The sequence below is a fragment of the Acinetobacter sp. YH12241 genome, from assembly GCF_013417535.1.
Classification (GTDB): Bacteria; Pseudomonadota; Gammaproteobacteria; order Pseudomonadales; family Moraxellaceae; genus Acinetobacter.
In genome coordinates this window covers 1-13,067 of sequence record NZ_VPDQ01000014.1, presented here as the reverse complement: position 1 = coordinate 13,067, position 13,067 = coordinate 1, and the positions used below count along the sequence as shown (strand labels likewise).

The following is a 13,067-nucleotide window of genomic DNA, read 5'->3' as shown; positions in this document are numbered from 1 at the left end:
GCTTCAAGGAGTTAAGGGTAAGATATTTAAATAATTTATTTTTCATTTTTATTTTCAATTAAATCCTAATTAATCAATTCCCCTAAATAGACAGCTCGGTTGAATATCTGCCACGGTCGCTGTTCCCATTAAGGCCATGGTAATCTCAAATTCTTCTTTCAGGATTTTGATCACATGCGCTACGCCCAAAGCTCCGGCAGTCGCCAGACCATAAATATAAGGACGGCCAATCAGGACAGCAGAAGCACCTAAGGCAATAGCCTTGAATACATCCGATCCACGACGGATGCCACCATCATAGAGCAGAGGAAAATCTGCTGGCACCACCTTTTTAATCAGTTGCAAGGCAATGAGAGGAGAAATGCAGGTATCCAGCACACGACCGCCATGATTGGAAATAATCAGACCTTTTACCCCATGCTGAATCGCCTGCTGGGCATCCTGAGGATGTACGATTCCTTTTAGAATCACGGGTAAATGGGTTTGCTGTACGATCCAGACTATGTCTTCCCAAGTTGGGGCAATTTTCATTAGTCCGTTAAAGACAGGATGATCACCTTCCTTTAATTCTGGTAGGGGAATATGGGTAGGTGTATGCGGATGTTGCATGCCTTCCGGTAAATGAAAGAAAGCACGACGTTCACGATCGCGGATGCCAGTATGCGGTGAATCCACGGTAATTACCAGCGCCATATAATTGTGTGCTTCAGCCATTTTTACCAAAGCTAAAGATTTTTCCCGATTCCCTTGCCAATACAGCTGAAACCATTTGCGTGGATTGTCCTGTTTCAATGCGCGCATATCGGTATTGGTAAACGTACTGAGAATCATATTACTACCCATCACTTCTGCGGCGAGGGCAGAAGCGGCTTCGGCTTCAGGATGAAACTGCTGCTGATGTCCAATCGGTGCTAGAAAAATTGGATGCGGAAATTTTTGTCCGAACATTTCAAGTTCAGTACTGCCTTGGGTCAGATCTTTCAGCATACGCGGCAGAAGCTGAATATCCTGAAATTGCTGTAAGTTATCCCGGACACTGACTTCATCCATGGAGCCACCTTGCAGATAGTTCCAGACCATACTGGAGAGATGTTTTTCTGCTTCGACCTCATAATCGGCGATGGTTTGTAGGTAGGCCGGGATCTGGGTTAATGGCGCCATTGGTTCACGTGACATTATAAATCACCCCATTGACGAATCAGGTTGTGATAATGATGGGTCAGTTGTAGGACTTCTTCAGTATCGCCAATCTGCTGGCGTAGTTTGATAATGGTCATGTCCAGATCAAACAACATACTGCGTTTAGCATCTTCACGGATCATACTTTGAATCCAGGTTACGGCAGCAATACGTTTGCCTTGAGTTACTGGTTCAACCCGATGCAGGCTGGTCGATGGATAAACAATCACATCACCCGCATCCAGCTTGACTTCATGGCAGCCATACTGGTCTTCAACGACCAGCTCACCACCTTCATATTCATCGATTTCAGATAAGAATAAAGTCAGTGACACATCGGTACGAATGGCCTGTCCGAGTAGAGGAGAGTAATGAATGGCATTATCGACATGATTGCCATAGGTGCCAGAATCCTGATAGCAGTTAAACAGGGGCGGCAGGATATGTTTCGGTAGGGCAGCAGAGGTAATTAAATGATGACTTTTAAGCGCTTGTAAAATGATAGGGCTAATCTGCTGATACAGGACAGAAGAAGAATCCAGCTGCAGGTTCTTTTTGATTTTCTGTGCCTGACTCCCGGCGCTGAGTTGCCCATTCATCCAGTGTTCTGAGCGATCCAATTGCTGTCTCAGTTCGGCAACTTGTGCTTTACTTAATACTGCCGGGATATGTAACATCATTTTAAAAGCATTCCTGCAATTGAAAATATCGTGCATTCAAGAGAATACACGATATTGATAGATAGAGATAAAAGCTGAATTAAAATTTATAGTTCAGGGTTAAAGCTGCTGAACGTGGTTGACCCAAGATCACACGGCCACCTCCATTATTCAACGTGCTGATGTACTCTTTATCTGCCAGATTATAAACATTCAGGTTTAAAGAAGTCTGGTCATTAAAGGTATAACCGGCCATGGCATCAAACACCACATAGCTTGGAATGCTTGGCATATTCGCTGCTGCAGTACTGTCGGTAATCACACGTTTTTGCTCATCCACATAACGTGCCCCCAAGCCTAGTTTTAAACCGGCAATGTTATAGGTCGTCCATAGTGAAGCGGTCCATTCAGGTGACCAGCGTACACTATTAGTCTGGGTCACTACACCCGTGTTGGAGTTGACACTGAACTGGTCTTTTTGCTTGGTTTTCATATGGGCTACACCTGCTGAAATATTCCAGGTATCAGTAATTTTACCGACAGCACCCAATTCGATTCCTTTAACTGTAGTTTTACCTTCCTGAACAGACTCGCGGGTAATCGGATCTTGGGTAAACTGGTTTTCATTTTCGGTGTAGTATGCAGCAGCATTTAAAGCCAGATCACTCTCTAGCAGATCCCATTTGGTGCCAATTTCATAATGATGAGTTTCTTGAGGGTCTGCGGCTGAGCTGTTTATTCCTGTGGATGAAAGGCTAAAGTTACTGCTACCCGGCGGTGTCAGGGATTTGGCATAAGATGCATAGACACTGCTGTAGGCAGTTGGCTTATATAAACCACCGAGCTTCCAGCTGAATAAAGTGTCATGGGCTTTTAAATCTGTTTTGGTTTCAGTCACTGCTAGTGTCGTACTGTCGGTTGAGTAACCCAGCGCATCGTAATTAGTATCGTAATAATCGACACGGACGCCACCATTAAGTTGAAAACGTTCACCAAACTTGAGCGTATCGAAAAGATAAGCAGCTGCCGTCTGGGTTTCACCATCCGAATAAGCGCCCGTATACACAGGATCAGGCAGATTCTGGTGACGGTCAGGATGATATAGATTCGCGGGTGGTGTAGTGTTAGTAGGTTGCCCTGGCATTTGTGTGGCCAGTGTTCTGGAATGTTGCTGCTCTTTTAATAGTTCTATACCAGCGACCATATCATGCTCCACTGAACCGGTTTTGACATTCCAGTTTACCGTGCTCTGATTGGCCAGAATTTTATTTTCCTGATCGACACCCTGGCGTGAACGGCTTACTGTCCAGTCTTGAGGATGGGTAGAGTCATTTCTTGAAAGGCTATTAATCCCCGTCAAAGTACGCTGCATATGGGTATTACCCAGACGGGTAATATTGGTAAATTTCAGATTTTCAGACCAGTCACTTTCGATTTTGGCTGTATACATGTCAGCATCAACATCTTCATGGTCATCGGTATGGCCATAATAATTTTCACGGTCTACTTTAGGTGCACTGGCAATCAGTGGGTCAGCATTCCAGAAACCTTTCATGCCAATCGTTGGAATACCGCCATCCGGAATGTTACGTTGGCGGATATGCTGGGAATAAAGATACAGGCGAGTATCACTATCCAGACCAAAGGCGATAGAAGGGGCAACAGCCCAGCCTTGATTCTGGATAAAGTCGCGGCCTTCTACACCGCCATCTTGACCCATTGCATTTAAACGGACAGCGACGCTGTCATTGATCGCCTGATTAATGTCAGTGGCAAGACGCGTATGTTCAGCCGTATTGTAGGTGGCAGAGACTTCACGACTGTTTTCCAAATGAGGCAATTTGCTGACCAGATTCACATAACCAGACGCCGTACCACGCCCACCTTCGGCACCCGCAGGGCCTTTTACGACTTCCACCTGTTCCAGGTTAAACACATCACGACTTACAGCGCCGAGGTCACGAATGCCATCCAGATAGGTGGAGCTTTGAGTTGAAAAGCCGCGCATCTGGAAGGCATCGCCAGCACTGGTATTCCCATTCTCACCGAGTTGTAGGGTAATTCCTGGCGTATTACGTAAGGCTTCAACCAGGGTGGTTGCACCTTGTTCTTTTAATAAGTTTTTGTTGATAATCGAAACAGTCTGAGGTGTATCTACTAAAGCTTGGCTAGATTTAGCAGAACTCAATTGATCTACTTTATATTCATTTGCAGTTTTATTCTTAACTGTAATTTCTGGAAGCTGAATAACGCCTTCATTGGTGATGTTATCTGCATGAGTGATCAGTGGCAAAGTTGCAGCAAGTGCGACCAATGAAGTCTTGTAATGATGTTTCCGGCTTTTGATATGCGCCATGTGACAGAATTCCTGAATTGAATAATATTTCCCTTACCACCTTGATATGCTCGAGTTCATCAAATAGCAGCAATTATGGAGTTATTGTTATGGCCTTTAACAATTTTGCGAATTGTAGTGATAATAATTATCATTAACAATATTTAATTAAATCATTCTTATGAATTTATGCTCTGTACACGACAAAAATAGATAACTCATTGAAATAATGTCACAATAATTGTTTTCTAACGACGAATACTATGACACATCTCAATGAGTTATATCTTATCTTAAACAAATCTCTAAAATGGAACAAGTCACATTTAAAGTGCTTTGCGCTCATCATGCTTGTGATTATTTTAAAGCAAACATGTAATCTTTCTTCTGCATCTAAAGCCTTGCCCATCAAGTGTTTACCACAATCATTTTATCGACGTATGCAGCGCTTCTTTGCAGGTCAGTATTTTGATTATCGTCAAATTTCTCAGTTGATTTTCAATATGTTTTCATTCGACCAAGTGCAACTGACTTTAGATAGAACCAATTGGAAATGGGGAAAACGAAATATTAATATCCTGATGCTCGCAATCGTTTATCGTGGAATAGCGATACCTATCCTTTGGACATTGCTTAATAAACGTGGAAATTCAGATACGAAAGAGCGTATTGCTTTGATTCAACGCTTTATAGCCATTTTTGGTAAAGACCGTATTGTGAATGTGTTCGCAGACAGAGAGTTTATCGGTGAGCAGTGGTTTACATGGTTAATTGAACAAGACATCAACTTCTGCATTCGTGTTAAAAAAACTTCATTGTCACCAATCATTTAGGAAAGAATCATAAAATTAGTGATTTATTTCGCCATCTTAAAGTTGGTCAAATTGAATGTCGTAAACGACGGATTTTGGTTGGTCGGGTGAAACTATATATAAGTGCACTACAGTTAGAAAATGGAGAGCTTTTACTCGTCGTTTCTCCTCAGTTTAATGCCAATGCTATTCAGGATTATGCATTACGCTGGGAAATTGAAACCTTATTCAGTTGTCTCAAAGGACGCGGGTTTAATCTTGAAAATACGCGCTTGACAGACCCTAGACGAGTGAAAAAATTGATTGCGGTGTTAGCTATAAGCTTCTGTTGGTGTTACTTAACGGGTGAATGGCAACATAATCAAAAAAAAGCGATAAAAATAAAGAAGCATGGACGACTCTCAATGAGTTTATTTCGCTATGGTTTAGACTATGTTCAAATGGCGATTCAGCGTTTAATTGGTTTTGGGAAAAAAGAAGAGTTTAAGGAAATTTTGGCAATTTTAAGAAAGCAGAATCCTGATAGGATAAGGGTTCTGTGAAATTTGTCGTGTACAGAGGAATTTATGGATGAAATTACTGTTTAATATTCAAACTTTAATCTGGGATTTCTATTAAGAAAAATTTCAAAATAAACTTATTTTTCAGTTTTTTACCTAAGATTAAAAAATGTAATTATTTTCTATTTAAAGCTTTTTATCAAAAGGTGCGTAAATAGAACTAAATCTAGATTTAAAGTTTTATATCTTTCAGAAAATAAAAATAGCCTCACGAATGAGGCTATTTTTTGATGAGGGAAGAAACTAAAACTTAGTATTTAAAGTTCAGAGAAAGAACTGCGTTACGGCCTTCTGCTTCAGTAGCATAGTGAGAAGCATAGGCTTTAGTGAAGTAACGTTTGTCAGAAAGGTTATTTACATTCAACTGTAAATCCACATTTTTGTTAACGTTATAACGCGCCATAGCATCGTAGCGTACATAAGATGGAGCCCATTTGATGTTTGCAACATCACCATAAACTTTGTCTGAATATACTGCACCACCACCCAAAGTTAATTGCGGCAATATCTTATAGGTAGTCCATAATGTTGCTGCTTGTTTAGGTACATTAGGCATTTGGTTGCCATTATAAATGGCATTATCTGTACAAGTTGCTGTTGAACCTGAACCACGGCATGATTTACCATTTTTTGTTAATTCACTATTAAGATAAGTATAACCTGCCGAAATATCCCATTTATCGGTAATTTGACCATTTAATCCTAATTCAACACCATCAACTTTACTTTCACCTACATTCGCATAAGTTGTTGGGTCAAGTTGTACACGAGTATTTTGTTTTTCAGTACGGAAGATCGCTGCTGTTAAATTCAAACGATCATTTAATAAGTCCCACTTAGTACCTAACTCGTAAGTTTGTGCTTCTTCAGGATCGATCATTTGGTTATTAGCATTTATGGTTTCGCTGTTATCTCCCCAACCAGCATTTAAGCCAACAGGACTGGCAGAGGTAGCATAACTTGCATAAATTGAACCATTTTCAACAGGTTTAAAGGTTATACCTGATTGATATGTAAAGAAGTCTGAATCATTGTTAGCTGTATATGCAGCAGCTGAAGATGTAGCACGAAAGTTTTGTGCAGCTTCAAACTTGTCCCAGCGCACACCAAGATCAAGTAACCATTGTGGTGTGATTTCAATACTATCTAATAAATATACAGAAGTGCTTTCAACCGTGGCATCAAAGTCTTGGCGGGCTTCTAGACGATCTAAAAATGGTTTTTGAGTTGGATTGTTTAGAGAAGTACACCAATTGCTTGAAAGGTCTTTACAGTCGCTGTAAAACCCAGTTGAGGAAACTTTGCCATCTTTACTGTTAATGATGTTATAACCACCTTTGTCAGTTTCTTGCTTGCTGTATTCAGCACCAACATTAAAGCTATGATTAATGGCACCTGTAGCAAATTTACCTATCAATGCTAATTGATTTGTAAAGGTATCGCTATCTGTGATGGCAGAGTTTTGACGATGCCATACTTGGCCATTAGCTACATTGCCTTTAGAATCATCAGGGTTTGTCCAGACATAATCATTTTTAGATTTGCTGTACATTGCAGTGTTTGTAACGGTTAGATTGTCAGTTAAATCATGTTCTAACTTGATTGTCCCTGCTTGGTTCTCTTGTTTTTGGAAGTCACGATCTTTCCAACCATAATAAACGCCTTGTTTTACTTCCGCAGGTTTACCTTGTGGTTTACCTAAACCAGCATCCCAATATGGTATACCTGAATCGGGAGTATCATCCGATTTTAAATAGTAATAACTTAAAGTTGCACGAGTAGGGGTGTCTAAGCCGAAAGTAATACTAGGGGCAATACCAGCACGTTTATATTCAGCACCATCAGATTGACCTGCTTTCTCATTCATGTGGCCCATAACGGCAACACGTGTAGCAATCCCATTGCCAAAATCTTTGTTGCCATCAAGCGTCACACGTGCGTAAGCATCTGTACCGCCAGCAACAGTACCTTCTAAAAAGTCACCTTTTTTGGCCACTTTAGAAATCATGTTGATGCTACCGCCAACAGTACCTGCACCACCCATAGCAGAAGCAGAACCTTTGGTGACTTCAACTTGTTCTATGGCAAACATTTCACGGTTTTGTGAGGTTGAATTACGAATACCATCTAAATACATTGAGCTTTCAGAGCTATAGCCACGGATAAATGGACGGTCGCCATTCGGGTTGCCGCCTTCACCCGCACCCAAGGTAATACCCGGTACAGTACGTAAAGCATCAGAAAGTGTAGTGACTTGAGTGTCTTCAATCAGTTGCTTAGAAATGACTGATACAGATTTAGGTGTATCCAGTAAAGGTGCAACAAATTTCTTATTTGCGGAATTATCTACTTTTAAACTTGGTGTCTGTTCAGCTTTAACTTCTTGATGAATAGTTTCGAGCTTGACCACATTTTCATCAGCCACAGCATTTACGGTTACAATCGAGAGGGAAGAGGCAATCGCCGATGAAACGAGTTTTTTACGTGATTTGATAAACGACATGTGGGAACCCGAAAAAAGCATAAAATTTATGTATGCGAATAATAATAATTCTTATTTAAATTAAGAATTACTTTTCGATAGAAAATGACAATTTTAAAAATTATATTAATCGCCTTTAGCGATGTTATAGTGTATCAAAATGTTTCTAAGTTAATGTATTTAAACTAAATCTGATTAATAGATTATTATCTTTACTTTTATTGAGATTATTAGAGTTTAAAAATTTTGAAGAAAAGATAAAGAAAAGTTTACTAAAAGGCCTATAAAAATCCATAAATGCCGATGAATGAGATGATCTGTCCAGTTTGAGTAATCAATATATCTACTCTTATTTGAGGGAAGGGATATTTAATCAAAGAAAAATGAATTTGACTGAATAAATTTGATTATTACAGCATCAATAAAGACGATTCAAGTATTGTGTTTTGTATATCTGCAAATGTTGTCATATAATGTGGCACATTTTTATAAACCTGTTATTACCAAATATATAGAGGAAGCCATGCAAGTAACTTCTGAAGCGGTTTCGGGCGTTGCCCGTCGTTTAAATGTTTCTGTACCGACGAGCCGTATTAATGAGCAATTTGAAGCTCGTTTAAAACGCACTGCTAAAACTGCGAAGATCAACGGCTTCCGTCCAGGTAAAGTACCTGTAAACGTAGTTCGTCGTGAATACGGCGCTGGTATCTACCAAGAAGTTGTCAACGACATCATTCGCGACACAGTTTTCGAAGCAATCCAACAAGAAAAAATCAACGCTGTTGGTATGCCAAACATCGAAAAAACTGAAATGAAAGATGATGCTTTAGTTTATGAAGCGACTGTTGAAGTTTATCCAGAAGTTGAAGTGAAATTCGAAGGTCTGGAAGTTGAACGTAAAGCGTCTGAAGTAAATGATAAAGACGTTGAGAAGATGATTGAAAATCTTCAAAAACAACGCGCTTCTTGGGCTGAAACTAAAGGCATGGCTAAAAAAGACATGCAAGTAACTTTCGACTTTGAAGGTACTGTTGATGGCGAAAAATTTGAAGGCGGCGCTGCGCAAGACTTTAAACTTGTTTTAGGTTCTGGTCGTATGATCCCTGGCTTCGAAGATGGCATCATCGGTATGAAGAAAGGCGAAGAGAAAGTGATCGATGTTACTTTCCCTGAAGATTACCAAGCTGAAAACCTTGCTGGTAAACAAGCTCAATTCAAAATCAATGTGAAACTTGTTGAAAAACAAAAACTTCCAGAAATTGATGCTGAATTCCTGAAAATCTTCGGTATTTCTGAAGAAGATGGCGTTGAAAAACTGAAAGCTGACGTTCGTAAAAACATGGAACGTGAAGTGAAAAACGGCCTTCGTAACCAGGTTAAAGGCGCAACTTTCGATGCACTTGTAGCTGCAAACGAAGTTGAACTTCCATCTGCAATGGTTGCTCAGGAAATTGACCGTCAACGTCAACAAATGATCCAGCAGTTCACTCAACAGTTCGGTGCTCAAGGCGCGAAAGCATTTGATTCAAGCATGCTTCCAGATGACCTGTTTAAAGAACAAGCTGAGAAATCAGTTAAACTTGGCGTATTGGTAAGCCGTATTCTTGCTGATGCGAAAATCGAAGTAGATCAAGCGCGCGTTGAAGCTTATATCGAAGACATGGCTTCTTCTTACGAAGATCCAAACGAAGTGATTGAATACTTCAAAAATGACAAGCAACAACGTGCTCAAATCGAAGCAGTTGTACTTGAAGATCAAGTTGTTGATCACATTCTGTCATCTGCTAAAGTGACTGATGCGACTGTAAGCTATGAAGACTTATTGAAAGAGCAACAAGCTCGTCAACAAGGCTAATTCAAGCTTTCCATAAAAAGGCGCTTCGTGCGCCTTTTTTCATATTAGTAATTTCTTGACATATCTGATTTTCACAAAACTAATGCAAAAAATATGATGGAATTATTCGCGATTATTTTGCAATTTCATTGATTATCCCTCATATTGTGATTATGGATTAAGTCACAAAAATTTAGGAATAAATAAACCTATGTATGTTCCAACGATTGAAAACGCTTTAGTGCCAATGGTGGTAGAACAATCCTCTCGTGGTGAGCGTTCTTTTGATATTTATTCACGCCTTTTACGTGAGCGGGTAATTTTTCTGACAGGTGAAGTTGAAGACAATATGGCCAACCTGATCGTTGCGCAAATGTTGTTTTTAGAAGCTGAGAACCCAGATAAAGATATTCATTTATATATCAACTCACCGGGTGGTTCAGTGACTGCTGGCATGGCGATCTACGATACCATGCAGTTTATTAAACCGGATGTTGTGACTTACTGTATGGGTCAGGCAGCATCAATGGGTGCATTCCTGCTCAATGCAGGAACTAAAGGCAAACGTTACTGCCTTGAAAATGCACGTGTCATGATTCACCAGCCTTTGGGTGGTTTCAAAGGCCAGGCATCAGATATTGAAATTCACGCACGTGAAATTCTGTTCATTAAAGAACGTTTAAACCGTTTAATGGCTGAACATAGCGGTCAGGACTATGAAAAAGTGGCACGCGATACAGACCGTGACAACTTCATGACTGCTCAGCAAGCGAAAGAATACGGTCTTGTGGATGAAGTTCTAACGAAACGTCCATAAGTTTTAGAGATTGAGATATTGGAGTAAATATGTCCGAACATCCTCAAGGACAAAAGCATTGTTCATTTTGCGGTAAAACGCAGTCTGAAGTCGGAAAGCTGATTGCAGGCGAGGACGCATACATTTGTAATGAATGTGTGGACGTATGCTTAGATTTGGTTCAAACCAGTCAACAGGTCGAAACCAATGACTGGGCGAACCGTCCTTTACCGAAACCGCATGAAATCCGTGCGGCGCTCGATCAATATGTGATTGGTCAGGACGTAGCGAAAAAGACATTATCTGTGGCCGTATACAACCATTACAAACGTCTGAAAGTACAGACCAATGGTAAGAAAGCAGATGATTCCGTTGAAATTGCCAAAAGTAATATCCTGCTGGTCGGTCCGACCGGTTCAGGTAAAACCTTGCTGGCACAAACCCTTGCCCGTCTTCTGGACGTTCCATTTGCCATGGCAGATGCAACAACCCTAACTGAAGCGGGTTATGTGGGTGAAGATGTTGAAAACATTGTACAAAAGCTTTTGCAAAAAGCTGATTACGATGTCGAAAAAGCGCAAAAGGGCATTATCTATATCGATGAAATCGACAAGATTACCCGTAAATCTGAAAACCCATCCATTACTCGTGATGTATCAGGTGAAGGCGTACAGCAAGCCTTGCTGAAAATGATCGAAGGTACGGTTGCTTCAATTCCACCACAAGGTGGTCGTAAGCATCCGCAGCAGGAATTCATTCAGATTGATACCTCGAATATCCTGTTCATCTGTGGCGGTGCATTCTCAGGTCTTGAGAAAATCGTACAGCAGCGTCAGGAGAAAGGTGGTATTGGCTTTACTGCAGAAGTCCGTAATAAAGACGAAAGCAAAAAGCTGTCTGAATTGTTCCGTCAGGTTGAAGCGACTGACTTAGTGAAATTTGGTCTGATTCCAGAATTCATTGGTCGTTTACCCGTGATTGCGACTTTGGATGAGCTGGATGAAGAAGCTTTAATGCAGATTCTGACTGAGCCGAAGAATGCATTAACCCGTCAATATAAACATTTGTTTGAGATGGAAAATGTGGACTTGGTCTTTGAAGATTCAGCACTACGTGCGGTTGCGAAAAAAGCACTGGAACGTAATACTGGTGCGCGTGGCCTGCGTTCAATTCTGGAAAATTCATTGCTAGAAACCATGTATGACTTGCCAAGTCGTAGCGATGTAGGCACCGTAGTGGTGAATGAAGCTGTCATTAATGGTGAAGCTGCACCAGAATTTCGTGCTGAACGTCAACCATATGATGAGCCAGAAACAGCGGCAAAAGTTGATTTAAAGGTGGTGAATAGCAAATCTGCTTGATTGCTATTCGTCAGAAACGTGCGAAAACCCCGTGTTTTCGCACGTTTTTTATTTCCAAAAGATAAAAGCAGATGCTAATCTCAACATCTAGGCGTGGACGCCGAAAGCTATAAAAATATATCGCAAAGCACTTGCATACAAGAATAAAGACGCAGTGAGGGATAAGCATGCGTGGAGTCGCAATGGTGCTCATCGGCAGTTTGGCGCTGATGGGTTGTCACGGTAAAAAAGCCGTAGTTGAGCCTACACAGCCACTCAGCACTTTAAAAAATATTGATCTTGAAAAAAAACCAGGCTTCGTCGAACAGCATCGGGTGGGGATGTTTACAATTGGCGGCTGGGTCAACCAGAAACAGGGCAATCATTTTCAGGCAGTTAAACCTCAGCATGAGGATGCAGCAATTGTTTATTTATACCGCCCGGATTCCAAATGGAACCGTCAGGAAATTGTCGCTGCCAGTCTGTTTATCAATCAGCATCGTATTCCGAGTTTATTGCATAATCATCATTACTGGATTGAGTTACCTGCAGGCACTTATCGCTTGAGTACCAGCCGTCCTTTAGGTGCTTTGCACTTCCAGAAACCTAAATATCTGGACTTTACCGTAGAAGCGGGTCAATCCTATTTTATTAAGTATGATGAAGAAAATCTAAGCACCCGTCGTAGTGTTCCGGGGCCTCTGATGCTGATGCCGAGCAGTGTGGGCCTCAATGAAATTGCTTTTACCCAGTTAAAATCGGACAGTTTTAACTTTTTTGCACAGGATCAGGAAACTGGGAAAATCCGCAAGAAAGCTCAGAAAATTAAGGCAACTGAATATGATCCATCTACAGATGTACAGTTAACCACACCGTTTAAACTCTGGGATCCAAGAACCTGGTAATTAATTTTAAAATTCCAATAAAAAAGCACCCATTAAGGGTAATGCCAGTCAGTTAAGAGATTGACTGGCATTTTTTTGGGTATTTCTGTGGTTTCCCTTTCACAACTCGTGGGTAGTTTCTACTTCTTTTTTTCGGTAAAACATACCTTTTAGATTTTTCCATTA

The 13,067-nt window shown here is 40.8% G+C and carries 9 protein-coding genes; 5 read left to right on the top strand and 4 right to left on the bottom strand.

What is annotated here, in order from left to right:
- Nucleotides 1–69: 69 nt before the first annotated feature.
- The 3 genes from FTV18_RS09710 to FTV18_RS09700 form a co-directional block, all read right to left on the bottom strand.
- Nucleotides 70–1,176 (bottom strand): alpha-hydroxy acid oxidase, encoded by a 1,107-nt coding sequence (locus FTV18_RS09710; RefSeq protein WP_180017852.1) that lies wholly within the window; start codon nucleotides 1,174–1,176, stop codon nucleotides 70–72.
- Nucleotides 1,176–1,859: a Fe2+-dependent dioxygenase gene (locus FTV18_RS09705; protein ID WP_034704407.1), complete on the bottom strand. Its 684-nt coding sequence runs from the start codon at nucleotides 1,857–1,859 to the stop codon at nucleotides 1,176–1,178. The genes FTV18_RS09710 and FTV18_RS09705 overlap by 1 nt, the downstream gene beginning before the upstream one ends.
- Nucleotides 1,860–1,938: 79 nt before the next feature.
- Nucleotides 1,939–4,194: a catecholate siderophore receptor Fiu gene (locus tag FTV18_RS09700; protein WP_180017854.1), complete on the bottom strand. Its 2,256-nt coding sequence runs from the start codon at nucleotides 4,192–4,194 to the stop codon at nucleotides 1,939–1,941.
- Between the two features lie 242 nt (nucleotides 4,195–4,436).
- Between FTV18_RS09700 and FTV18_RS09695 the strand changes: the two genes are divergently transcribed.
- A protein-coding gene (locus FTV18_RS09695; RefSeq protein ID WP_085940648.1) for an IS4-like element ISAba1 family transposase occupies nucleotides 4,437–5,527 on the top strand; the annotation gives its coding sequence in 2 pieces (ribosomal slippage) (nucleotides 4,437–4,977 and nucleotides 4,977–5,527; 1,092 coding nt in all).
- Between the two features lie 268 nt (nucleotides 5,528–5,795).
- Here the strand turns inward: FTV18_RS09695 and FTV18_RS09690 are convergent.
- Nucleotides 5,796–8,048, bottom strand: coding sequence for a TonB-dependent siderophore receptor (locus tag FTV18_RS09690; protein WP_159124465.1), 2,253 nt, complete (start codon nucleotides 8,046–8,048; stop codon nucleotides 5,796–5,798).
- Between the two features lie 502 nt (nucleotides 8,049–8,550).
- Between FTV18_RS09690 and tig the strand changes: the two genes are divergently transcribed.
- The 4 genes from tig to FTV18_RS09670 all read left to right on the top strand — a co-directional run bounded on the left by tig (nucleotide 8,551) and on the right by FTV18_RS09670 (nucleotide 12,902).
- On the top strand, nucleotides 8,551–9,882 hold the full coding sequence (gene tig, locus FTV18_RS09685; RefSeq protein ID WP_004781984.1) for a trigger factor: 1,332 nt from the start codon (nucleotides 8,551–8,553) through the stop codon (nucleotides 9,880–9,882).
- Between the two features lie 190 nt (nucleotides 9,883–10,072).
- On the top strand, nucleotides 10,073–10,678 hold the full coding sequence (gene clpP, locus FTV18_RS09680; RefSeq protein WP_004781985.1) for an ATP-dependent Clp endopeptidase proteolytic subunit ClpP: 606 nt from the start codon (nucleotides 10,073–10,075) through the stop codon (nucleotides 10,676–10,678).
- 29 nt (nucleotides 10,679–10,707) lie between these two features.
- Entirely contained in the window at nucleotides 10,708–12,018 is a 1,311-nt protein-coding gene (clpX, locus tag FTV18_RS09675; RefSeq protein WP_159124467.1) for an ATP-dependent protease ATP-binding subunit ClpX, read from the top strand.
- Nucleotides 12,019–12,185: 167 nt separating this feature from the next.
- On the top strand, nucleotides 12,186–12,902 hold the full coding sequence (locus tag FTV18_RS09670) for a DUF2846 domain-containing protein (RefSeq protein WP_004781989.1): 717 nt from the start codon (nucleotides 12,186–12,188) through the stop codon (nucleotides 12,900–12,902).
- The last annotated feature ends 165 nt before the right edge of the window (nucleotides 12,903–13,067 follow it).